Below are 23,157 nucleotides of genomic sequence, written 5' to 3' on the forward strand. Positions count from 1 at the left end.
TTAAAGGCCTAGGTATGAAAATCAATATGCGTAAGCTAAGTATGGCTATTGCACTCATCGCTGGCATCTCGGCCAATAGCTTTGCCGCCCTGCCACCAAAGTATCTTGAAATTAAAGATTTTAAACAATGCTTACAAGAAAAAGAAATCAATAGCTATCGCATCGTGTGCATGCCTAAAAAGAAGCTTGCTGCGTGCCCTAGGGCGAGCTGGAAGCAGCTCAATGCCTTAACAGAAAACGACAAAATACCCGCGTGCGTACAAAAATAATTTCAATTAAAGCGCCCTTAGTGTGGGAGCGAAGGCCCCCGCACTTATCGCTATCGGATTGATATGAACAGTACAATCAAAGATTAATACAAGCCCGCGCTTATTTTATGGCCTCTTATGCGACATCTATTTTTAATCTTGCTTCTCTCCCCTCTGATTACATGCACTGCACATGCGGCCAGCTGGCAAATATGTGATCTGGAAGTCCATGTTAATTCGCATAAGAAAGCCGATCGGCAAATGGATGTGAGCGTATTAAAGCGGCTTGATAAATCAGCTGCTGAATGTCCAACAATCGGGGAGCAAATTATTTTCAGGCCTGAAACGGCAGACTTTCAGAGTGAGTTGCCTAAAAAGTATTGGCCAAAAAGTGGTGCGTTTATTAAGATGCGCTATCAGTATCTGGATGGCATTTGCAAAGACAGAGGTCCTTGCAGGATTAAGCATTACCCGCTCTTACGATAAACGCCTCAAGATTATATCGTGCGGAGGCCCAGAAATGGGTTGAGGGCACTTTGCCATGCACGGGGATGCAAACCCCCATCCCACCCCACTTAACGCTTATTCCAAGGCCCTTTCATGGCTTATCGCCCACTAAAAAAATATCAAGGCAGTTGTCACTGTGGTGCCGTTCAGTTTGAAGTTGAAACGGATTTTCCAGAGCTTACGCGCTGTGATTGCTCGATTTGCTATCGAAAAAATGCGCTGATGGTTAAAGTGCATGAAACCGCATTTAAGTTATTAAAGGGCAATGAATATTTAAGTGAATATCAATTTCACACTCATACGGCTCATCATTTTTTCTGCAAGGTATGTGGTATTTACCCCTTTCACCGTAAGCGTGTTACGCCTGATTACTTTGGAATTAATGTATTTTGTCTGGCAGATTTTAATGCCGAAGGAATTCCAATCAGGCAGACTATTGGTATGGCAATGCCATAGCTATATCTACTAGGACTTTTAAAATGTATTTATCTAATTGGTTTGTTTTCTGCGGTGTAGCGCTACTGGTTACTTTTACACCCGGCCCCGGCGTACTACTGGCGATTTCCAATTCGCTGACTATCGGGCCATGGCGCAGCATGATTAGCTCGCTTGGCAATATGGTGGGGCTGTTTATTGTTTCTGGTGTAACCATGGCAGGTATGGGCGTTGTGCTGGCTACATCCGCCATCGCCTTTACTGCATTAAAACTAAGTGGTGCGGCGTATTTAATTTATTTAGGGATTAAACAGTGGCGTAGCAAGGCCAGTCTTTTTTCTGACACCCAAAGCCAGGCAAGCTCGCTGTCAGGCTGGCGTTTATTCTGTCAGGGCTTAACTGTTGCGTTGACTAATCCTAAGGCTATTCTGTTTTTTGCGGCGCTGTTTCCGCAATTTATTAAACAGGATGCGCCTGTCCTCACGCAATTCACCGTATTAACCACCACTTTTGCAGCTTGCGCCCTAATATCACATGCTTTTTATGTGCTACTGGCCCGTAGCTTAAAAAGCCAGTTTGCCAACCCTCGCCGTATGCAGCTGTTTAATTATGTATCAGGCGGTTTATTTGTTGTGCTAGGGCTTAGCTTGCTGCGCTTACGTAATAAAACGGCTTAAGACATTGCACCTGCGGGTGTATCCAAAGTATTGTGGCCTTTATCTCATTTAAGGAATCACGCCATATGGCTACTTTTGACCAAGTTGAATTACAAACATCACGTTTATTACTTCGTCCGCTACAAGAATCGGATGCGGCTGCCCTGCTGGCTATTTTTTCTGATGAAAAAGTTATGCAATATTGGAGCACACCACTCTGGGATTCTATTGATATTGCTCACGCGCTGATTGCCCGTGATTTAAAAGCAATGGCGGAAGGAACATATATTCGCCTGGGTATTGAGCGCGCAGAAGATCATGCCTTAATTGGTAATTGCACGCTGTTTGATCTGAACCAGCAAAGCCGCCGTGCAGAAATTGGCTATGGCATGGCGTATTCTGCCTGGGGAAAAGGCTATATGCATGAGGCGCTTAGTGCTCTGCTTGATTTTGGCTTTTCAGAATTAAAATTAAACCGCGTAGAGGCCGATATCGACCCTAGGAATCTCGCTTCCGCTAAAAGTCTGGAGCGCCTTGGCTTTAGCCGCGAAGGCTATTTGCGTGAACGCTGGATTGTAGATGGCGTGGTATCTGATACGGCGCTGTATGGGCTTTTATTTAGTGATTGGAAAACACGCGGCTTATAAAATCGTACTATTTGGCAAAATAAGGGTGGCGATTTAATCGCTACCCACCTGCTCGTCAGTTTTTATTCTGCCTACCCCTTTCGTATCAACACACTCGCCACTAAAAGCATTAAGCTATCGGCCAGCAAGCTGGCTTTTCTCATGCAGACCAGCCGCCTCTGTTTAATTGGAGCTTTAATGACTGCCAAGCACTTTATTGCGGCCGCTATGGCCTGTATTTCTATTCCCGCCTTTGCCGATGAAGTTCAAGTGGCTGTGGCAGCCAATTTTTCGGGGCCGATGCAAAAGATTGCTGCGCTATTTGAGCAGAGTAGTGGTCATAAATTACTACTGTCCAGCGGCGCAACAGGTAAGTTTTATGCGCAAATTAAAAATGGTGCGCCTTTTGAAATCTTACTGGCAGCCGATGATGAAACCCCTGCCAAGCTAGAAAAAGAAGGCTTAGCCACGAATCGTGTTACTTACGCCATCGGCAAATTAGTGCTGTGGAGTGAAAAAGCCAATTATGTTGACGATAAGGGTGAGATTCTAAAGAAAGGTAGTTTTGCTCACCTCGCCATTGCCAATCCCAAGCTTGCCCCCTATGGCTTAGCCGCAAGCGAAACATTAAAAGCCTTGGGCGTTTTTGATCTCCTTGCGCCTAAATTTGTGACTGGCGAAAACATCGCCCAAACCCATCAGTTTATTGCCACCGGCAATGCAGAGCTGGGCTTTATTGCGATGTCGCAAGCGTTTGTTGCGGGCAAGCTTAAAAGCGGATCTGCATGGGTTGTGCCGCCGTCTTTATACTCTGCGATTCGGCAAGATGCTGTCTTGCTGAACAGGGGCAAAGGTAAGCCTGCGGCTGAAGCGCTGTTTAAATTTTTACAATCACCCTCTGCCAAAGCAATCATTAATGCTTCTGGGTATGCGATTTGAGATGTGGCCTTGAAATTGGCCTGCGCCCCACCCTATATCGACCGGAAAAAAATGCATGCTTTTAACAGAGAGTGATTTGCAAGCCATCTGGCTGACGCTAAGGCTGGCAAGCATCGTAACCATCATCCTGCTCATCATCGGCACGCCGATTGCGTGGTGGCTGGCGCGCAGCAAGAAATGGTGGAAAGGGCCAGTGGCGGCCGTCGTGGCGCTACCGCTGGTTTTGCCACCTTCAGTACTGGGCTTTTATCTGCTGCTAGCGATGGGGCCGCAGGGGCCGGTTGGGCAGCTTACTCAAACGCTTGGTCTTGGGCTGCTACCGTTTACATTCTGGGGGCTGGTGATTGCTTCGGTGTTTTATTCACTGCCCTTTATGGTGCAGCCCTTGCAGACCGCTTTTGAGGCCGTGGGGGAACGCCCAATGGAAGTCGCCGCCACCTTGCGCGCGTCTCCGCTCGATGCTTTCTTTACCGTAGCCGTTCCCCTCTCCCTACCCGGCTTTATGACCGCAGGCATTCTGACTTTTGCCCATGCCGTGGGTGAGTTTGGCGTCGTGCTGATGATAGGCGGCAACATCCCTGGCGTCAGCCGTGTGGTTTCGGTACAGATTTATGATCATGTAGAAGCAATGGATTATCTGCAAGCACACCGGCTTTCCGCTGTCATGCTGGCGTTTTCCTTTTTTGTGTTGCTGGCGATGTATCTCTGGCGACCGAGTAGGGGCGTGAAATGACAGGTATTCAGGCACGCTTTCAATTGGATTGGCCAAACTTTAAGCTGGATGTCGATTTAGATTTACCCAGCCATGGCATCACCGCCCTTTTCGGATCTTCTGGTTCGGGCAAAACCACCTTGCTACGTTGTATTGCGGGGCTGGAACGTGCCGCAGGCCAGCTCGTCATCAATGGTGAAGTTTGGCAAGACGAGCACCATTTTTTAGCCACGCACAAACGTGCGCTGGGCTATGTGTTTCAAGAAGCTAGCTTGTTTGCGCATCTAAGCGTATTGGGTAATCTGCGCTATGGGCTAAAGCGCGTTCCCGCCAAGCAGCAAGTCAACTTAGAGCAAGCCATCGAGCTACTCGGTATTGCTCACCTGCTGGAGCGCAAACCCGAGCGACTATCGGGTGGCGAGCGCAGCCGAGTTGGCATCGCACGTGCCCTTGCGCTTAGCCCAGATATCTTACTGATGGACGAGCCACTGGCCGCACTTGATGTAAAACGTAAGCAAGAAATCCTGCCCTATCTGGAACGCCTGCACGAAGAATTGCGCATCCCTGTGCTGTATATCAGCCACTCCCCCGATGAAGTCGCCCGGCTCGCTGATCATTTGGTGGTGATGGAAAACGGTCGTGTACTGGCAACAGGCCCGCTGGCCGATACGCTGACCCGGCTCGATCTGCCGATTCGCTTAGGTGAAGATGCCGGTGCCATTCTGGATGTCAGCGTGGCAGAGCTGGACGCAGAATGGCATTTAGCCAGAGTCACTTTTTCAGGCGGCAGCCTGTGGGCCAGAGATCAGGGCCTGCCGGTGGGGCGTAAGCTGCGGGTGCGGGTACTCGCCAGAGATGTCAGCCTGGCCATTGAGCCGCCAGGCAAAAGCAGCATCCAGAATGTTTTACTTGGCTGTGTTGATGCCCTTGCCGGCGATGAACACCCCGGCCTTGTGCTGGTCAGGGTAAAAGTGGGCGAGGCCATCATTCTGGCAAGGCTGACCAAAAAATCGGCAGCCATGCTCAATATCCGTCCCGGCCTGCAGGTGTGGGCACAGATTAAATCAGTGGCTTTGATGGAATAGGCTTGGGGCGCTTTAATTAAAAAGACAGCCAAACTAGGCCACACAAATCTGCGTTTTATGATGCAAATGCTATTTTGAATTGACTCCCCAAAAATGTATGACCCTAAGGCGTTAAGGAGAAGTTTCATGATTTATAAAGGCAGCTGTCACTGTGGCCAGCTTGCGTTCAGTGCGGAAGGTGAAATTGGCAGCGCTCTCGCTTGCAATTGCTCGATCTGCTCGCGCAAAAGCTCTTTATTGTGGTTTGTGCCGGGTGATCAATTTACCCTTCATACACCAAGGGAAGCCCTCGGTACTTACACTTTCAATAAGCACCTGATTAAACACCATTTTTGCCCGAACTGCGGCATTCACCCCTTTGGCGAAGGCACAGACCCGCAGGGCAATTCTGTGGTGGCGGTTAATTTGCGCTGTCTGGAAGACATCGATCTTGCCGCCATTCCTGTACATCACTACGACGGCAAATCCTTATAAGACCCGCGGCCCGGCCATTATGGGCCCCGCCATATGCGGGGCCGCTTTTTAATTTGCGCTATTCATCACGCGTCAGCACTTCTAATAATTCCAATTCAAAAATCAAATTAGAATTTGGCTTAATATGCTCGCCGATTTGCCGCTCGCCATAGGCCAGATGCGCAGGCACCCAAAGCTTACGCTTGCCGCCCACCTTCATACCCATCAAACCCTGATCCCACCCCTTAATCACGCGCCCTGTACCAATGACACACTTAAACGGCACACCGCGATCATAGGAAGAATCAAATTGCGTACCATCTTCCAAAAAACCACGATATTGAGTGGTAATCAAAGCGCCTCTTACGGCTTCTTTGCCCTCACCCAGCTGTATATCTTCAATTTTTAGTTCATTACTCATTTTGTTCTCTTTTAAATAAGCCATATCGGAATTATAAACGCGATAGATGCAATCTCGGCATTGCATTATTCGTCGGGACCGCGAATTCAATCCTAGTTATCTACCCACGAAAAATTAATCTTGATGAAAGCAAGTTGGCATGGCAACATCAACTCCGCAATAAGGGACTGTTTGAAGTCGTAAGCAAACGCATAAGTTCACCTTTTTTATAAGGCAGTCATCATGAGCGATGAGAAAATAGAGCAGCTACTCCGTGATATTTGCCTAAACAACCCTGAGCTGCATACGGTGGTGCAATCCATTCGGGCGCTGATTTATTCTCTTATCCCCCATGCCAGTGAGCGCGTCATGTATGGCGGCTTAATTTTTGCGGATGTCACTCCGTTTTGCGGCGTGTTTGCGTATACCAGCCATATTAGCCTTGAATTTAGCCGGGGCTGTGATCTGCAAGACCCCCATCAAGTACTGGAAGGCAAAGGAAAAATTCGTCGCCATATCAAAATTCAGCAAGCGGGCGATATAGAAGCAAAACATTTAAAGACATATCTATTAGAAGCACATCAAAATAGTATTGAAAAATAGATTTAATCAATCATAAATACCCACCGGATGCTTTGCCTTGCGTTTTATTCTGCTGCTATTCATTCAAATATATAAAAAATATATTTCACCTTATAAAGGCTTTTGTTGCGCCTACCATGTCCATACAGGTAGAGCCAGCTGCTCCACACTGGGTTTTCGTGCCGTTCGCAGGTATGGTGTATTTGCAGGGCTTGCGGTGCTTAGGCAGCGCATGGCCCGTTGCGGTCAAGTTTATCGGCAACATACTCCTTTACAACGTCGCCCGCCCATCGCGCAAAGAGGAGATTGCGATCTCCCCGGCAATAGTAGCTTTAGCGATGCGGGTGATTGGCTAAGCTGCTGCTGCAATAACTGCGACTGGCCGAGACGTAAACAGCAATCAGCGAACGCTCCAAAGAAACAGTCTCGCTGGCGGCGTCAATAAAAACCGTTCTTTATCAGGAGCCACGATGCACATTTCGAACATCCCTTTTGGTGTTACCGACTGGTCCAAAATTGAACGCATCGAGCACCGTGGCGAAAGCGGAGTTGCTTTTTGGCGCACCCAGCTTTTTGGCGACCTGCGAGTGCGCATGGTGGAATATAGCGCTGGCTATTTAGCTGATCATTGGTGCAGCAAAGGGCATGTTTTGCTCTGTCTGGAAGGAGAGCTGCATACCGAGCTTGAAGATGGGCGCAGTTTTATCTTAAGCGCAGGCATGAGCTACCAGGTTGCAGATCAGGCCGAGCCTCATCGCTCGTCTACCGCGCTTGGAGCCAAATTATTTATCGTGGATTAAATCACTTATCCCCGCCTATGCCCTGTACTTTTAAGCACAAGATAAAACATCTCCCATGGCCAGAAATAGAGAAATAAAAGCCCAGATTAGTAGCATTGAAGCGCTCATCCCTATTGTGGCCGCTCTGGCACAAACGCCCCCGGAGCATGTCGCTCAGGACGATACTTTTTTCCTCTGCCCCAATGGGCGATTACACAAAAAGCCATTGATAGCCTACAAGGATGCCCATGCCCACTCATGCTAAGCCCTATAAAGGCCAATGTTTATGCGGGATGATTCAATATGAAGCCGATGAAATTGGCCCAAGGATGGCGCATTGCCACTGCACCATGTGTCGTAAATTTCATGGTGCAGCATTTTCCACTTTTGCTGAGGCTAAAAAGAGCGCTTTTCGCTGGTTAACCGGGGAAGCTTCACTCAAAACTTATCTCGCCTCCAACGGTACTCAGCGGCAATTTTGCGAGCACTGCGGTTCAAGCCTTGTTTTTATTTCATCAAATGACCAAGGCGAATGGATTGAATTTGCACTAGGCACTTTAGATAGCGATATCGACATCAAACCCGATGCCCATGTATTTACCCAATTCAAAGCACCATGGCATGAGATTAAAGATTCGCTGCCACAATTTGCAGCAGGCCGATCTATCCCTAAATAAGCACTGCCTTTAGTCATTGGGAATTTTGCGCATCATGAAATACCATATTTTATCTTTAGATGGTGGGGGTGCTTGGGCGCTCATTCAAGTTAAAACACTGATTAAACTTTATGGTGCTAATACCCGTGGACACGTTGTTTTAAAGCACTTTGATTTAGTCGCCGCCAATTCGGGCGGCAGTATTGTAGCGGCAGCGCTGATTGAAGATTTCACATTAGCAGAGATACTTGCCCTCTTTACGAGCGAGCCACAGCGGCGAGCCATATTTAGTGAATTACCTTGGTATAAGAAATTAAATCCTTTGAGTTTATTTTTGCCCTTGCCACGATTTTCTACCGCACAAAAATATCAAGCATTACTCGCTGCATTTACGCAGTACGGCTCTAAATGGCTGCGAGATATTCAAATAATGGGCAAAAACAATCAGCCCATTTTATTTATGTTTGTAAGCTACGACTATGACAGGGATCGTGCCAAGTTCTTTCGTTCATGGCCAAGCCTTGCGGGTGCAGTCACCTCCCCCTATGTCGATACATCGTTGGTCGATGCCGTGCATGCATCCAGTAATGCACCGATTCAATTTTTTGACCAACCCGCTCAAATAGCTGGCGGGCAATATTGGGATGGTGGCTTAACGGGTTATAACAACCCCGTATTAGCCGCTGCAGCAGAAGCAATTGCCGCAAATTGGAAAAAAGAGCAAATTGCCATTTTAAGTATCGGCACGGGCAATACCATGCTGCCGCTGCTAAATACCCGAAAAAACAATGAATCAAGCACACTATTTAAAGAACAACAAATATCATCCATTCAAAACGATATTAAAAAAGTAGCCGCCACGATTTTGGCCGATCCGCCTGATTCACACACCTTTCTGGCTCATTTATTAATGGGTGGGCGCTTACCATTAGCAATGGATGAATGCCCTATTATTGACTCTGGCCTCATTCGATTAAATCCTTTGATTCAAGCACGCGGCAATAGCCACGAGGGCTGGGTACTTCCAGATGGCTTTGACGAGGTGCAATTTAAGCGCCTTATCAATCTGGATATGGCCGTTATTGCACAGGCTGACATTGATTTAATTGTGCATTTTTGCGAATTATGGATGCAAAATAAGGTCCATAATCAAGCCATACGTGCTGGCAAAGATTTTATTTGCGAAATCGGCTTTGCCCGTTTTTCAGACGCCATTGAGAAATGGCAAAGCTACACCCTTACACCACTTACAGGCCAACATCATGACCACAGCAGGCAACTACTCTGACGATGACTTTTGGCAAAAACTCAAGTCATTCGCTATAAAAGCGGGCAAAAAAGTCATTGAAAAAGCCCTTTGGCTTTATTACGCAGCACAGCGCCCTGAAACACCGGCATGGGCAAAAGCCATTATCTTTGGCGCATTGGCCTATTTTATTCTGCCACTGGATGCTATTCCAGACGTTATTCCTGTGGCAGGTTTTAGTGATGATCTAGGTGCACTTGCCGCTGCAATTGGCATGGTTTCCATGTATATCACGGCAGATATTAAAGAGCGGACTGCGCAAAAATTACAGCAGTGGTTTGCTTAACTCCTGAGAGAAGCTGATGAGTATTCAAGCCATTCGATTTGAACAGGGCAAGCCCATATTACTAGGGGGCTTAAGACAACAACATGGTTTTGCTGAATCAAGCCGAAGCCAGCCTGAGCAATGGCGGCAGTTTCACTCCCTTTTGCCCATCCTTGGTCAGCAAGGCTCAAACGTTTACGGCGTGATGTGTGGCCATGATCCGGCGCATGGCTTTGAATATATGTGCGCCATTGAAGTGGCATCTTTGCAAAATTTACCGGCCGATATGGGGTGGATGCGAATTGCCAGCCAGCAATATGCTGTCTTCAAGCACAGCGGCCCTGCTGCTCATTTAGGAGAAACGTGGGAAGCGATTTGTAATGAATGGCTTCCTAACTCCGACTATCAATCCGCGCATAAGCCTGACTTTGAAACTTATGATGCGTCTTTTAACTGGAATGCGGGCATAGGTGAAATTGAAATATGGATTTCAATTGCTGATAAATAACAATCCATACTTATTGCAACGGCATATTTCTTTTGCTTGACGTAAGATCGCTGAATCTTTTATTTCAGCGGTAAGCTTATATGTCAATAAAGCGCCTGTGCAGCCTTATTTTAGTAGGCCAACTTTGTGCGTGCACCCTGCTAGGGGCGGTTGCTGGAAAACAACTTGATGATCATCGTAATACGCCTCTCTATCAAGAGCCGCTGATGCAGGTTGGCGCTGCGGTAAACGAAGAAATCATCAAGGGGCTACTCAGTAATCGCACTAAAAAGCCCGATGTTTGGGAAGAAGCCCCCATCCCATGCCCAAATGAGGTTTGCGTTTGTTCTGCTAAAAGTGGCGATTGCTGGTGCGAGCCACTTAAGAAATAGCATTGATCAGGTATGAAGCATCCCTATTTCACACACTCAAATACATAAAGATGAGCGACTCAGTGGCGATTTAGCATTGGGCTCTCTACACTGGATTGGGCGCTCAAGTCGCCTTTCAAACAGTGCATGGAATCTGCCACGCTAAAATCCTTTCTTCATTCTGAGAGCGCACCGATGAGCCGCAAAATCTTCGTCAATCTTCCTGTTAAAAACCTAGAAGCATCTCTCACGTTTTTCAAAGCACTTGGCTTTAGTTTTAACCCTCAGTTTTCTGACAGTACGGGCAGCGGTATGATTGTGTCTGATGACATCTTTGTGATGCTATTAGACGAAGTCAGATTTCAAACCTTTACGCCCAAAGCTATTTGCAATGCGCACACCCACACTGAAATGCTGCTCTGCCTATCGTGCGATAGTCATAAAGAAGTGGACGAGTTGGTCGCCAAAGCGGTAGCAGCAGGCGGCTCCACCTATAACGATCCACAAGATCACGGGTTTATGTACGCGCATGGTTTTCAGGATTTAGACGGGCATATTTGGGAGCTGGTGTATATGAAAGACGCGCTTTAAGAATTGAGTTTTAATTAATATCCATGCTTAGCCTTTATTTAAACTCAGCAAACACTAATGATTGGCGATCGTGCGGTCGATTTGCAAGCCGCACATATCAATGGCTTAAATGCTTGCGGTTTACTCTGGGGCTATGGCACTTTAAGCGAGCTTGAGGCAGAATCGCCCTCTTGCATACTTACAAAAACAAAAGAGCCTGGCCTATTTCTTCGCAAGACAGCTCAGCCATCTTTTTAACACCATGCACCCTTTGTTGCCTTATTAAAAGAAAACCAATCATCATGACAACGCCGACTCCTCGCTGCGCCCTTTCTGTAAACGTTAATAAAGTAGCGCTGCTTCGTAACACCCGCCATTTGGGGATTCCTAGTGTCGTGAAAGCCGCGCAAATTTGCCTTGCCGCTGGCGCGCAAGGGATTACGGTTCACCCCCGCCCTGATGCGCGCCATATTCGTAGCGATGATGTCAGCGATTTAGCCACCTTACTCAAAAGCTGGCCGCAAGCGGAATACAATATTGAAGGCAATCCCACTCAAAATCTGATGGATTTTATCCGTGAATTTCGCCCTCATCAGGCTACCTTTGTGCCCGATAGCGAAGAGCAATTCACCTCGAACGTAGGTTGGAATTTGCCCGCCGACATGGATCGTTTACGCCCGCTGATTGCCGAATGCAAAGCGCTGGGCGTGCGCGTTAGCCTCTTCATGGACCCTACCCCAGCAGCGATGCCCTTTGTGGCCGAGCTTGGCGCTGATCGTATCGAGCTTTATACCGAAACCTATGCCAATGCTTATGGTACAGATACAGAAAAGCAGGTTCTAGCGGGTTTTACGGCTACAGCTCAAGCAGCACTAGCCGCGGGGCTAGGTATTAACGCCGGCCACGATTTAAATCGCGATAACTTAACGTGCTTTTTGTGTGCCGTACCCGGCGTGCAAGAAGTATCCATCGGCCACGCCTTTATTGCTGACGCGTTAGAGCTGGGGTATACGCAGACGGTAAGCGAATACCTGCAGTGCATTCAAGATGCTTACGATTAACAGCGGATATTACGCAGCAAAAACCCAGATCTTGAATCACGGAGGTCACAGGACACACGGAGTTTCATGGAGAAAACCTTATTTTGTTGTGTTTTTCTCCGTAGTTTAAGATGTGGGTTCAATTCGAAATTCCATTACAACACAGGTACATCATGAAATCACTATTTGTTATCTCTCTTTGCGTCGCCCTAAGCGCCTGCGGACCCAGCCCGGCTCCGCATAAAATTGCTGAGCCACAACGCGAAGCTTTAGAAAAAGCCAAGGAAGTCGAAGGTATCGTGTTTAAACAAGCGGCAGAGCAAGCCTCCGCGGCAGAAAACAATTAAGCAGGGTGGCAATCCTTCTCTATCTAAATAATGACAAACACGACAGAATGCTCGGTTGATCATTGCACTGCTTACACTCCATGCCCGCCACTCCCGCCCTTATTACGCAACTCACCTGGCGTACCCTACTCTTACCACTGGCCTTAGTGCTGTTCGAGTTCTCCACCTATATCGCTAACGATATGATTTTGCCAGGGATGCTGGCGGTGACGCATGAATTTAATGCAGGCCCTCAGTGGATCCCTACCTCGATGACGGCCTATCTAGTGGGCGGCGCATCTTTGCAATGGCTGTTAGGGCCGCTATCTGATCGAATTGGCCGCAGACCAGTGATGCTAACGGGAGTGATGTTTTTTATTTGCATGTGTCTGCTCACGCTACTTACCCGCTCTATTGAGCAATTTATTGTGCTGCGGGTCTTCCAAGGTATCGGCATGTGTTTTATTGGCGCGGTGGGCTATGCGCTGGTGCAGGAATCCTTCGACGAGAAAACCGCAATTAAAGTGACTGCGCTGATGGCGAATGTGGCGATGATTGCCCCCTTGCTCGGGCCGCTTGCTGGCGCAATCATGATCGAGTTCGCGCCGTGGCGGATGATTTTTGTTGTGATTGCAGCAGTTTCTTTTGTGGCGTTTATTGGCCTCTGGCATGCCATGCCTAAAGTCACACCCGCTAAAGCGAATACACCATTCACTTTCAGCGCAGTTTGGCAAGATTACAGAAAGGTATTTAGCAACACCCACTTCTTAACGGGTGCATTGGCTATGGGCTTATGCAGTGTGCCTTTGCTAACCTGGATTGGCATTTCGCCCGTGATCTTAATTAAAGATGCGGGCCTTTCTCCGATTGAATTTGGCTACTGGCAAATGCCGGTTTTTGGTGCTCTGATTATTGGCAATTTCACACTGGCTAAATTAAGTAACTATCTGCCGGTGCGCCGTATGATTGGTCTAGGGTTAATTCCGCAGCTCTTTGGTTTGGCTTATTGTTTTATTAGTATGATTATCGCGCCTAGTCACTATATTTCATTGGTGATCGGCATCAGCTTCTATGCCTTTGGTTGCGGCTTGGTTAATGCCGGGCTATTCAGATTGGTGCTTTTTTCCAGCAATGTCAGCAAGGGCACGGTAGCCGCCGCATTTGGCATGATCACCATGGGCGTCTACTCCTTAGGCATTGAAGGGATTAAGGCGGGGCATTTATTGGCAGGCAATCGCTTCTTCGCTACCGCCCTCCTTATTGTTGGCGCAATTTTTGTGATTTCTTTAAAACGATTTATGGATAAGCACCAGCGCATCGAGGCGCTCAAGGCCTGATGTCTACCCCTCATGATTTTTTAGCCCGCCATCATCTACCAAGTCGCTGGCAAGGCAAAGATCGCTTTGTGATGCTGCAATTTGATTTTGCTAATGGAGCAGGGTTTTTGCAGGCATGGCAGGCATGGCGACAAGACCCGCAGCGCAGCCAGCGCCTCTACTACTTTACCATGATCAATGAGGCTGGCCTAGCAACTTGTCCGCAGCCAGAATTGGCAGGCTTACATGCCGAATTAGCCAGTCAATGGCCCGCTTTAACACGTGGTTTTCAACGGATTCATTTAGAAAACAGCGCGCTGATTCTCACGCTGATGTGGGGTGAACCACTGGCCCAGTTACGCAGCTTGAATGCAAAACTGGATGCGGCAGATATCAGCACAGATAGTCTAAGCGCTGTGCACTATAAAGCCCTATGGCGCTTATCGAGCGCTAATACACGCATAGTCACCCGCCACAAATCCGGCGAAGCGCATTTAAAAAGCGCGGGCTACGCCATGGAGGATTTAGGCGACTATCAAGCGGGCCAGTGCTCGCGCCCGCCTTTTGACAAAGCGCCCAAACACCCCCGTCACGCTATAATTATTGGCGCAGGCCTAGCTGGAACCAGCATCGCCGAGCGCTTGGCTGCCCGTGACTGGAAGATTGATTTACTCGAAGCGCAAGACGAGATTGCCAGTCAATCATCGGGCAATCACGCAGGGCTATTCCACCCTAGTGCTAGCCGTGATGATAATGCCCCCGCGCGCTTAAGCCGTGCAGGCTGCGCAGAAACCCGGCAACACTTGGCGCGATTGCAAAATGCGGGTTTAGAAGTTTTCTTTGGCATAGATGGCATTTTGCAAGTAGCAAAAGATGATGAGCAAGCTCTACTTATGCAGGAAATCGCTCAAGACTTGCCCGTCGAGGTATTGAGCTGGGTAGCGCAAGACACGGCCATGCAACTCTTAGGCGAGCGCCCGAGCCATGGCGGCTGGTGGTTTCCGCAGGGAGGCTGGGCCAATCCTGCTAGCGTATGCCACGCTAACCTTAGGTCTGAGCAGATACAGCTACGCTGCAATAGCCATGTTGCAAAGCTCGTACAAACGGGTGAAGGCTGGCAAGCACTGGATGCACGCGGCAATATATTAGCGGTGGCTCCTGTTCTGATCGTTGCCAACGCCACCGAAGCCTTAGCACTCTTGCCCGAGCTGGAGCTGCCCTTGAGCAAAACACTGCGTAGCACTACCCTCATCCCTGCATCTGACACCCCCCTGCACAGCTTAACCGGCTCTGGCTATATCACGCCTGCATTTAAAGGCTATCGCTGCATTGGAGCCACCGAAGTAAGGGGTAATGATCTCACCAGCGCCGAGCAGCGCAATCTGGCCGAGCTGCAAGCCCTGTTGCCTGAGCTTGCTCCAGTTCAAAGTGCGGGCAGCCGCGCCTGTTTTCGCCCTAACAGTCTGGATCGGCTTCCTTTAGTTGGCGCTTTGCCCGATCCGCAAAACATCAATGGCGCCATTCATCAGCTCCATCAAATACCAAGGCTGAAAGGAGCTTATGCCTTACTAGGCTTGGGTTCGCGCGGGTTAAGCTGGGCAATGATTGCGGCAGAGGCGCTGGCGTGCCAGCTAAATGGTGACCCAGCGCCTCTTGAATCTGACTTGCTACACGCGATTGATCCTGCCCGATTTTTGCTTCGTAAACATCGGCAGGCGCTAAATGAGCAGCAAGCCAAGATCAAGCCTCAATAAAAGCAAGGAATGCTAATTAGCTAAGCTATTTTCCCGAATTTTTCCATTTGTGATTGAATGTTACCGAACGTATCCGTTTGGCGGATTTACGCACATTTAACCCTTACAACCCTCATCTGCGCTCTATTCTGCAAATACAGAACAGGAGATTGATCATGCGCAGAATGATTCCTTTGTTGATTCTGGGGCTAGGCCTCATTCAGCCCCCTGCCTATGCCGACATCAATGACATCCTTGGTTTGCAACAGGCCATTCATGCTTTTTGCGGCTTAAAGATGAATGTCATTCTGGTGGACGAATCGCATAGCAACCCGCCCTGTATCATGAGCTATTCCGAAGGCTGTGAAGAAACTCAACCCGACAGCCCGCAAAGCTGTCAGGTGGTGCTAAAAGGTCAGGAAGATAAAAGCACCGAGGGCAAGGTGGTGAGTGTGTCATGGTAGAGCGATGGATATTTGCTGCCGGATCAGCTCGCCTAGGCGCGCAATGGCGTGCTCATGCTGCTGGCTCCATGATTCATTGCAGCAAATACGCAGGCAATGACCGTAGCTATGGCTTGGTGAAAACAAAGGGCCGGGAGTAAAGCTAATCCCCTCTTTCAGCGCTTGTTGCAATAACAGCAAAGTATCTACCGCCGCATTTAACTCTACCCAGAACACATAACCGCCTTGTGGCACATAAAGGCGCGTATCTGCTGGAAATGATCGCTCGATAGCCGCTACCGCATGCCCCACCTGTTCATGACAAGCTCGGCGCAAGCGGCGCAAATGATGATCGTAGCCACCACTTTCTAAAAACTTAGCAATGGTTCTTTGCAGCGGCATCGCATTTGAAAACGTATTAATAAATTTAAGCTGCTCTATTTTCTGGTGGTGTTTTCCTGCTACGACCCAGCCAATTCTAAAGCCCGGCGCAACCGTTTTAGTAAAAGACGAAATCAGCATCACATTGCCCTCTTTATCAAAGGCTTTTGCTGGCCGCGGGCGCTCGCCCTTGTAATAAAACTCACCGTATAAATCGTCTTCAATGAGGGGAATATGCCGCTCTGCTAATAATTCAACAAGGCGTTTTTTATTTTCATCGGGCATTAAACTACCCAATGGATTAGAGAAATTAGGCAGCAATACACAGGCTTTTACTTCGCCATTTCGCGTGGCAAATTCTAAAGCTTCAATAGAAATACCGGTTTGCGGATGAGTCGGAATTTCCAGCGCTTTAAGTTGAAAACTCTCTAATATTTGCAATAAACCAAAATAAGAAGGCGATTCAATCGCCACCACATCACCAGGCTGCGTTACCGCCCTTAGGCATAAATTAAGCGCCTCAATGGCCCCTTGTGTAATCAGAATTTCATCGGCTTCAAATTGCCCGCCCCAATTTAAAGAGCGGCGAGCAATTTGGCGACGCAACTCAACATCGCCGGCTGGCCGACCATAATCGGCAATTAAATCCGGATCTTGCCGAGTCACTTGTGCCAATAAACGCTGCAATTGCTGATTGGGAAATAAAGCCGGAGCTAAAATAGCAAAGCCAAAATCAACTTTAATATCGTGCAGGCGCGCCAAGGTGGCGGGCAACCACATTGGATCAATCACTACATCGCTTGGGGATTGCGGTGGCTGTGTTAATTCAGGTGCAAATAAGGCCGTTGGTTTATTGCGTACATAAAAGCCGGATTGGGGGCGCACTTCAATTAAAGCGCGATCTTCCAGCTCTCGATAGGCTTCCATGACAGTAGAAAGGCTAACCTGCCTTTGCGACGATAATTTACGAATTGACGGCAGTTTTTCCCCTGATTGCAAAACACCAGAAGCAATCGCCTGGGCAATTTCGCCCGCCAATTGAAAATACAATGTATCTGCTTTACGCCTTACGCTGGCGTTGGGCACTGAAAGATCTGCCATATGCACCCCCTTTTTAAGACTCACTATACCTGAGTATGTCAGTTACAGTTAAAAATAGTAGCTCAAAAAAAGAAAGTGTTATGGCTACTCTAGTGATCGGCTGGGGGCGACTGAGGGGTGGCCGTTAAGGCGGGGTGATTTTTATCTAAGACCTGAAAAAACACTTCATCTTGCCGAATCATGCCTAGCTCGTTACGGCCGCGCTCTTCAATTGCATCTGATCCGGTTTTTAAATCGCGCACATCAGCATCTAATGCATCGTTGCGCTCTTTTAGTTTTTCATTATGTTGTTTTTTTTCGACTAACTGATGATCAAGCTGCCAAACGCGCAACCAACTCCCCTTGCCAACCCAAAGAGGCCATTGCAAAGCGGCAATCATAATAGAAAAGATAATAGCAAGCAGGCGCATAGTTCATTCTGTATAGAAGAAAACCGGAGCCTGATAGCTCCGGTTCGGTATATTACTCTAACTCTAGTAATTATTTATTGATTTGGTAAAAAGCCCCAATACCTGGGTATACCGCTGCTTCACCTAATTCTTCTTCAATACGAATCAATTGATTGTATTTAGCAATACGATCTGAACGGCTTAATGAGCCCGTTTTGATTTGCATGCAGTTGGTTGCAACAGCCAGATCAGCAATCGTTGCATCTTCGGTTTCGCCTGAACGATGGCTCATCACGGATGTATAGCCATTGCGCTTAGCCAGATCAACTGCAGCCAGTGTTTCGGACAGCGAGCCAATTTGGTTAACTTTGATCAGGATAGAGTTACAAACGCCTAAGCGAATCCCTTCAGCCAGAATCTTAGTGTTGGTTACAAATAAATCATCGCCCACGATTTGTACGCGTTTACCCAAGCGATCGGTCAATACTTTCCAGCCCGCCCAATCGCGCTCGCCCATACCATCTTCAATCGAGATAATCGGGAATTTATTAACGAGGCTTTCTAGGTAATCCACTTGCTGCTCTGAAGTCAGCGCGCGGTTGTCGCTTTTCTTGTAAACGTACTTGCCGGTTTCTTTATCAAAGAATTCAGAAGCAGCACAATCCAGCGCGATGCAGAAATCAGTACCGGCTTTGTAGCCTGCTTTTTCGATGGCAGACATAATCATTTCTAATGCTTCTTCTGCATTAGCTACGTCTGGTGCAAAACCACCTTCATCGCCAACTTGGGTAGGCATCCCCTTGTCATGCAGAATTTTTTTCAGGTTATGGAATACTTCAGCGCCATAACGCAATGCTTCGCGGAAAGTAGGCGCGCCAACAGGAACAATCATCAATTCCTGGAAATCCAGGCTGTTTGATGCGTGCTCGCCGCCGTTGACTACATTCATCATTGGCACTGGCAGGCTCATTGGACCCGAACCACCGATATAACGATAGAGAGGCAGGCCTGCTTCTTCAGCAGCAGCCTTAGCTACGGCCATCGATACAGCCAGAATGGCATTTGCACCCAGATTGCGTTTGTCTTCAGTACCATCTAAATCAATCATGGTTTTGTCGATAAACGCTTGGTCAGCCGCATCAAGACCGATGATGGCTTCACAGATTTCGGTGTTGATATTCTCAACGGCCTTCAGTACACCCTTACCCAGATAACGAGATTTATCGCCATCACGCAGCTCAAGCGCTTCGCGCTCGCCAGTGGATGCGCCAGACGGCACTGCTGCACGGCCCATTACGCCGGATTCCAGCAATACATCGGCTTCTACAGTTGGATTGCCACGAGAATCAAGGATTTCGCGGGCGATCACTTCAACAATTGCGCTCATATTTCAAACACCTATGTGGAGGGTTGGTCTGAAGACTAGCTTGCCGGAATAATCCGGCACTAAATTACACGCCTGATATTACAGCGAGTGTTCAATATGCAAGTGTGCACTATGGTGCAGGCACTGTCTTTGAGTACGATCAGCAAATCTTTTATTCGCCACGAATGACTGACGCATCAGCCATTCGCAAGCAATATTACAAACTATGCTCGATGAAAGAATGCCCTTTTACTGCGCGGTCAATATCTTTCAATACAATCAACAGCTCTTTCATCCTTGCTAAAGGCCACGCATTCGGGCCGTCAGAAAGCGCTTTGGACGGATCTGGATGGGTTTCCATAAACAAGCCTGAAATCCCTGCCGCCACCGCAGCCCGCGCCAATACAGGTACAAATTCACGCTGACCGCCAGAGCGGTCCCCTTGCCCACCTGGCTGCTGCACCGAGTGTGTAGCATCGAACACGATCGGGCAGCCGGTTTCGCGCATAATTGCCAAACCGCGCATATCGCTCACCAAGGTGTTATAGCCAAAAGATGCGCCGCGCTCGCAGACCATTAGATTATCCAGCCCGCCGTTTGCATCGCGCGCCTTATTAATCACATTAACCATATCGCCAGGGGCCATAAATTGGCCTTTCTTGATATTTACTGGCTTGCCAGTCGCGCAAACTGCATGAATAAAATCAGTTTGACGCGCTAAAAAGGCTGGCGTTTGCAATACATCAACCACGCTCGCTACAACAGGCGCTTCGGCTTCGGTATGCACATCGGTAATAACAGGAACACCAATCTGTTTTTTAACTTCAGACAAAATGCGCAGGCCTTCATCAATTCCTAAACCACGGAATGATTTACCAGAGCTGCGATTGGCTTTATCAAAACTCGATTTATAGATAAAAGGAATGCCCAATGCATCGGTCATTTCTTTTAATTGGCCTGCGGTATCCAGCGCCATTTGCTCGCTTTCAATTACGCAGGTGCCGGCGATCAAAAAGAAAGGTTGATCGATACCGACTTCAAAGCCACATAGTTTCATTTTTCGCTCCGTGAGGAGTGAGGAGTAAGGTGTAAGGTGAGAGGGAGTTCCTCCTGGCCCCTCACACCTACTCCTCACGGTTTTAGCAGCTCAGACCTTCACGACCCTGCTCTTTGGCGTACGACAGTGCCGCCTCGACATAGGAAGTAAACAGCGGATGACCATCACGCGGTGTGGACGTGAATTCAGGGTGGAACTGACAAGCAAAGAACCAGCGATGGCCGCTTAATTCTACGGTTTCAACTAATTGCTCGGCACCTGTCGATTTGCCACTAATGGTCAAGCCAGCCGCTTCTAAGCGTGGCAGATAGTAGTTGTTTACTTCATAACGGTGACGATGACGCTCGGTAATCGTTGATGCGCCATACACGCGCGCAGCCAATGAATCCTCGCCCAAGCGACACTCTTGTGCACCCAGACGCATCGTGCCGCCCAGATTGGAGTTTGCATCGCGTGTTTCAATCTTGCCGTCGTGATTAACCCACTCATTAATCAGTGCCACAACAGGGAATTCGGTATCTAAATCGAATTCTGTTGAATTGGCGCCTTTCATGCCAGCTACATCACGTGCGTATTCGATCAGCGCAATTTGCATGCCGAGGCAAATACCGAGGTAAGGCACATTGTTTTCACGCGCATATTTCACGGCAAGAATCTTGCCTTCTACACCGCGTTTACCAAAGCCGCCCGGCACCAGAATGGCGTCCATGTTTTTCAGGCTATCCGTGCCATTTTTTTCAAGCTCTTCAGAATCCATATAATGGATCTGCACTTTGCTTGAGGTATGTACACCGGCATGAATTAGCGCTTCAGATAGAGATTTATACGATTCGGTCAGGTCAACATACTTACCTACCATCGCAATATTCACGGTGCGTGTTGGATTGTTTAAGCCATAAACAATCTTATCCCAAGCCGACAAATCAGCTTTTGGCGCGTCAATTTGTAGTAATTCGCACGCAATATCATCAATACCCTGGGCGTGTAACATGCCCGGTACCTGATAAATGCTGCCTGCGTCGTAGCAGGCAATCACTGCGTTTTCTTCTACATTACAGAACAGTGCCAGCTTGCGACGTTCTTCATCTGGCAATTCTCTGTCCATACGGCACAGCAAGATATCTGGCTGAATACCGATCTGACGCAGCTCTCTTACGCTGTGCTGAGTTGGCTTGGTTTTAATTTCGCCAGCAGTCGCCAGGTAAGGCACATACGAGAGGTGAACGTAGAGCGTGTTTTTACGACCGAGGTTGGAGCGCATTTGACGAATAGCTTCAAGAAACGGCAGCGATTCGATATCGCCAACTGTACCGCCGATTTCTACAATCGCCACATCAACATCACCCGCGCCTTCTTTCACCTTCATTTTGATTTCGTCGGTGATATGCGGAATCACTTGCACCGTGCCACCTAGGTAATCGCCACGGCGCTCCTTAGTAATCACGGATTCATAGATTTGTCCGGTCGTGAAGTTATTAGATTTACGCATCTTCGAGCGAATAAAGCGCTCGTAATGGCCGAGATCCAAATCGGTTTCTGCGCCGTCTTCGGTTACGAAAACTTCGCCGTGCTGAAATGGACTCATTGTGCCCGGATCAACGTTGATATACGGATCGAGCTTCATCATCGTGACTTTAAGGCCACGCGATTCAAGAATAGCAGCCAGCGATGCAGCGGCGATGCCCTTGCCCAGTGAGGAAACGACACCACCGGTTACGAAAATAAACTTGGTCATGGCATGAATAGCAGGTTGGAATTCGCTATTTTACCCGATAGGGAGAGGCGGCTCAATTCTCGACAAGCGCCCGACTTTGTGCGTCCACCTAAAAAAAGACTCATTATTTTCTCCAAACGGGGTTGACTCGTCATTAAACACAGCAAAAACACCGCTTCAGCACTTATTTTGCGCGTTTTTGCGCTAAAAATTAAAAATCAAGTGTAGAAATCACCAGACATTTAAGAGCGTCCATAACTGCATCCGGGCTCATCTCCTGATGCTTTTAACAAAATATAATCAAGTACACGGCTTGGTAAGATTTTTTTAAGCATCCAGAATACTTTTGTTGGCGTCGTTATCTGGTAGCGAGCAGATGGGCGGCGAACCGTGAGCGCTTTTAACACCACAGCCAATACCGCCTCTGCGGGCAGAGTAAATGGCGCTGCTGGCCCCACTTTAGCCAGCCGTGCTTGCATAGCTAAATAAGAAGGCTGATGAAAGCTTTTATCTGCACAAATCCAGCGCATAAATTGTTGCTGCGCATTGGCCCTAAAACGACTCGTAATGGGGCCGGGCTGCAAAAGAACAGTATGAATCCCACTTCCCATCATTTCTTGACGCAAGGTGTCTGCAAATCCCTCTAAAGCAAACTTACTTGCATTATAAGCACCGCGATAAGGCATCGCTGCAAAACCCAGTACCGATCCATTAAAAATAATTCGCCCGTGTCCTTGCTGGCGCATGACAGGCAAAACGGCGTTAGTTAGCTCGATTGCACCAAAAACATTGGTTTCAAACTGATAACGCATCGCTTCCCGACTTAAGTCTTCCACTGCGCCGGGCAAGCCAAAACCGGCGTTATTAAATAGCGCATCAATGCGTCCGCCGGTTTTTTTGAGCATGGCCGCTACGGCATTCTGTATCGATACAGAATCTGCCACATCAAGCTGCAAAGCTTCAAAGCCTTCGTTTTTTAACTGCTCCACATCGTCCGTAGCACGGGCTGTTGCAAAAACACGCCACCCTTTGGCCTTCAGCCCATGTGCTGTGACATAGCCAATTCCACTTGAACAACCGCTAATTAAGATCACTCCAACTGTCACAACACGCATCCTTTTTTATCATCACCGCGCAATAAAGCACTAATAAATTTCAAAATACTACAATTAAGCTTGCAAATACATTAAGAAGTTAAAATAAAGCTAAACATT

Annotated in this window: 31 protein-coding genes; 24 read left to right on the forward strand and 7 right to left on the reverse strand. The window is 48.1% G+C overall.

Annotation, left to right across the window (positions count from 1 at the left end; translation table 11 throughout):
• Positions 1–14: 14 nt before the first annotated feature.
• The 9 genes from VN23_RS21725 to VN23_RS06550 all read left to right on the forward strand — a co-directional run bounded on the left by VN23_RS21725 (position 15) and on the right by VN23_RS06550 (position 5,682).
• The gene (locus tag VN23_RS21725) at positions 15–269 is read left to right on the forward strand and encodes a hypothetical protein (RefSeq protein WP_156455135.1); all 255 of its coding nucleotides are present in this window, start codon (positions 15–17) and stop codon (positions 267–269) included.
• Between the two features lie 117 nt (positions 270–386).
• A complete protein-coding gene (locus VN23_RS06515) occupies positions 387–734 on the forward strand; it encodes a hypothetical protein (protein ID WP_046351999.1) in 348 nt (115 codons plus the stop codon).
• A gap of 114 nt (positions 735–848) precedes the next feature.
• Entirely contained in the window at positions 849–1,211 is a 363-nt protein-coding gene (locus tag VN23_RS06520) for a GFA family protein (RefSeq protein ID WP_046351998.1), read from the forward strand.
• Positions 1,212–1,234: 23 nt separating this feature from the next.
• Positions 1,235–1,867, forward strand: coding sequence for a LysE family translocator (locus VN23_RS06525; RefSeq protein ID WP_046351997.1), 633 nt, complete (start codon positions 1,235–1,237; stop codon positions 1,865–1,867).
• Between the two features lie 65 nt (positions 1,868–1,932).
• Complete coding sequence (locus VN23_RS06530) at positions 1,933–2,493, forward strand: GNAT family N-acetyltransferase (RefSeq protein ID WP_046351996.1); 561 nt, start codon at positions 1,933–1,935, stop codon at positions 2,491–2,493.
• 177 nt (positions 2,494–2,670) lie between these two features.
• Positions 2,671–3,411, forward strand: coding sequence for a molybdate ABC transporter substrate-binding protein (gene modA / locus VN23_RS06535; protein ID WP_046351995.1), 741 nt, complete (start codon positions 2,671–2,673; stop codon positions 3,409–3,411).
• Positions 3,412–3,466: 55 nt separating this feature from the next.
• Entirely contained in the window at positions 3,467–4,144 is a 678-nt protein-coding gene (gene modB / locus VN23_RS06540) for a molybdate ABC transporter permease subunit (RefSeq protein ID WP_046351994.1), read from the forward strand.
• Positions 4,141–5,208 carry a molybdenum ABC transporter ATP-binding protein gene (gene modC / locus VN23_RS06545; RefSeq protein WP_046351993.1) on the forward strand — a complete coding sequence of 356 codons (1,068 nt, stop codon included), beginning with the start codon at positions 4,141–4,143 and terminating at the stop codon, positions 5,206–5,208. Before modB ends, modC begins: the two co-directional genes overlap by 4 nt.
• 126 nt (positions 5,209–5,334) lie before the next feature.
• Entirely contained in the window at positions 5,335–5,682 is a 348-nt protein-coding gene (locus tag VN23_RS06550; protein ID WP_046351992.1) for a GFA family protein, read from the forward strand.
• A 58-nt stretch (positions 5,683–5,740) separates the two neighbouring features.
• Here the strand turns inward: VN23_RS06550 and VN23_RS06555 are convergent, their stop codons facing one another.
• On the reverse strand, positions 5,741–6,082 hold the full coding sequence (locus VN23_RS06555; protein ID WP_046352046.1) for an FKBP-type peptidyl-prolyl cis-trans isomerase: 342 nt from the start codon (positions 6,080–6,082) through the stop codon (positions 5,741–5,743).
• Between the two features lie 222 nt (positions 6,083–6,304).
• On the opposite strand from VN23_RS06555, the gene VN23_RS06560 reads away from it, so the two are divergent.
• The 15 genes from VN23_RS06560 (at position 6,305) to VN23_RS06630 (ending at position 15,956) form a co-directional block, all read left to right on the forward strand.
• Positions 6,305–6,664 (forward strand): DUF1801 domain-containing protein, encoded by a 360-nt coding sequence (locus VN23_RS06560; protein ID WP_046351991.1) that lies wholly within the window; start codon positions 6,305–6,307, stop codon positions 6,662–6,664.
• Positions 6,665–6,701: 37 nt separating this feature from the next.
• Complete coding sequence (gene yidD, locus VN23_RS22410) at positions 6,702–7,088, forward strand: membrane protein insertion efficiency factor YidD (RefSeq protein ID WP_197433041.1); 387 nt, start codon at positions 6,702–6,704, stop codon at positions 7,086–7,088.
• A 25-nt stretch (positions 7,089–7,113) separates the two neighbouring features.
• A complete protein-coding gene (locus VN23_RS06570; RefSeq protein ID WP_046351989.1) occupies positions 7,114–7,443 on the forward strand; it encodes a DHCW motif cupin fold protein in 330 nt (109 codons plus the stop codon).
• 227 nt (positions 7,444–7,670) lie between these two features.
• Positions 7,671–8,099, forward strand: coding sequence for a GFA family protein (locus VN23_RS06580; RefSeq protein WP_046351987.1), 429 nt, complete (start codon positions 7,671–7,673; stop codon positions 8,097–8,099).
• Positions 8,100–8,133: 34 nt separating this feature from the next.
• Positions 8,134–9,366 carry a patatin-like phospholipase family protein gene (locus tag VN23_RS06585; protein ID WP_046351986.1) on the forward strand — a complete coding sequence of 411 codons (1,233 nt, stop codon included), beginning with the start codon at positions 8,134–8,136 and terminating at the stop codon, positions 9,364–9,366.
• Positions 9,341–9,670 carry a YkvA family protein gene (locus VN23_RS06590; protein WP_046351985.1) on the forward strand — a complete coding sequence of 110 codons (330 nt, stop codon included), beginning with the start codon at positions 9,341–9,343 and terminating at the stop codon, positions 9,668–9,670. The genes VN23_RS06585 and VN23_RS06590 overlap by 26 nt, the downstream gene beginning before the upstream one ends.
• A gap of 16 nt (positions 9,671–9,686) precedes the next feature.
• On the forward strand, positions 9,687–10,157 hold the full coding sequence (locus VN23_RS06595) for a GyrI-like domain-containing protein (protein ID WP_046351984.1): 471 nt from the start codon (positions 9,687–9,689) through the stop codon (positions 10,155–10,157).
• Positions 10,158–10,237: 80 nt separating this feature from the next.
• The gene (locus VN23_RS06600; RefSeq protein WP_046351983.1) at positions 10,238–10,528 is read left to right on the forward strand and encodes a hypothetical protein; all 291 of its coding nucleotides are present in this window, start codon (positions 10,238–10,240) and stop codon (positions 10,526–10,528) included.
• 174 nt (positions 10,529–10,702) lie between these two features.
• On the forward strand, positions 10,703–11,098 hold the full coding sequence (locus VN23_RS06605) for a VOC family protein (protein WP_046352045.1): 396 nt from the start codon (positions 10,703–10,705) through the stop codon (positions 11,096–11,098).
• A gap of 57 nt (positions 11,099–11,155) precedes the next feature.
• Positions 11,156–11,335 carry an HAD family hydrolase gene (locus VN23_RS06610; protein ID WP_046351982.1) on the forward strand — a complete coding sequence of 60 codons (180 nt, stop codon included), beginning with the start codon at positions 11,156–11,158 and terminating at the stop codon, positions 11,333–11,335.
• A 44-nt stretch (positions 11,336–11,379) separates the two neighbouring features.
• Positions 11,380–12,138, forward strand: a complete 759-nt coding sequence (locus VN23_RS06615) for a pyridoxine 5'-phosphate synthase (protein WP_046351981.1) — start codon at positions 11,380–11,382, stop codon at positions 12,136–12,138.
• Between the two features lie 152 nt (positions 12,139–12,290).
• Complete coding sequence (locus VN23_RS21730; protein ID WP_156455136.1) at positions 12,291–12,464, forward strand: hypothetical protein; 174 nt, start codon at positions 12,291–12,293, stop codon at positions 12,462–12,464.
• Positions 12,465–12,544: 80 nt separating this feature from the next.
• Positions 12,545–13,780: an MFS transporter gene (locus VN23_RS06620; RefSeq protein ID WP_046351980.1), complete on the forward strand. Its 1,236-nt coding sequence runs from the start codon at positions 12,545–12,547 to the stop codon at positions 13,778–13,780.
• The gene (gene mnmC, locus VN23_RS06625; protein ID WP_052746590.1) at positions 13,780–15,513 is read left to right on the forward strand and encodes an FAD-dependent 5-carboxymethylaminomethyl-2-thiouridine(34) oxidoreductase MnmC; all 1,734 of its coding nucleotides are present in this window, start codon (positions 13,780–13,782) and stop codon (positions 15,511–15,513) included. The genes VN23_RS06620 and mnmC overlap by 1 nt, the downstream gene beginning before the upstream one ends.
• 155 nt (positions 15,514–15,668) lie before the next feature.
• Positions 15,669–15,956, forward strand: coding sequence for a hypothetical protein (locus tag VN23_RS06630; RefSeq protein WP_046351979.1), 288 nt, complete (start codon positions 15,669–15,671; stop codon positions 15,954–15,956).
• Here the strand turns inward: VN23_RS06630 and VN23_RS06635 are convergent.
• The 6 genes from VN23_RS06635 to VN23_RS06660 form a co-directional block, all read right to left on the reverse strand.
• Entirely contained in the window at positions 15,948–17,417 is a 1,470-nt protein-coding gene (locus VN23_RS06635; RefSeq protein ID WP_046351978.1) for an aminotransferase-like domain-containing protein, read from the reverse strand. The two genes, VN23_RS06630 and VN23_RS06635, sit on opposite strands and share 9 nt — an antisense overlap.
• Positions 17,418–17,506: 89 nt before the next feature.
• Positions 17,507–17,827 (reverse strand): cell division protein FtsB, encoded by a 321-nt coding sequence (gene ftsB, locus VN23_RS06640; RefSeq protein WP_046351977.1) that lies wholly within the window; start codon positions 17,825–17,827, stop codon positions 17,507–17,509.
• 70 nt (positions 17,828–17,897) lie between these two features.
• Positions 17,898–19,193, reverse strand: coding sequence for a phosphopyruvate hydratase (gene eno / locus VN23_RS06645; RefSeq protein WP_046351976.1), 1,296 nt, complete (start codon positions 19,191–19,193; stop codon positions 17,898–17,900).
• 196 nt (positions 19,194–19,389) lie between these two features.
• Positions 19,390–20,229, reverse strand: coding sequence for a 3-deoxy-8-phosphooctulonate synthase (gene kdsA, locus VN23_RS06650; RefSeq protein WP_046351975.1), 840 nt, complete (start codon positions 20,227–20,229; stop codon positions 19,390–19,392).
• 82 nt (positions 20,230–20,311) lie between these two features.
• The gene (locus tag VN23_RS06655) at positions 20,312–21,964 is read right to left on the reverse strand and encodes a CTP synthase (protein WP_046351974.1); all 1,653 of its coding nucleotides are present in this window, start codon (positions 21,962–21,964) and stop codon (positions 20,312–20,314) included.
• Positions 21,965–22,185: 221 nt separating this feature from the next.
• Positions 22,186–23,049: an SDR family NAD(P)-dependent oxidoreductase gene (locus tag VN23_RS06660; RefSeq protein WP_046351973.1), complete on the reverse strand. Its 864-nt coding sequence runs from the start codon at positions 23,047–23,049 to the stop codon at positions 22,186–22,188.
• Positions 23,050–23,157 lie beyond the last annotated feature (108 nt).

It is taken from the genome of Janthinobacterium sp. B9-8, from assembly GCF_000969645.2.
Classification (GTDB): Bacteria; Pseudomonadota; Gammaproteobacteria; order Burkholderiales; family Chitinibacteraceae; genus Iodobacter.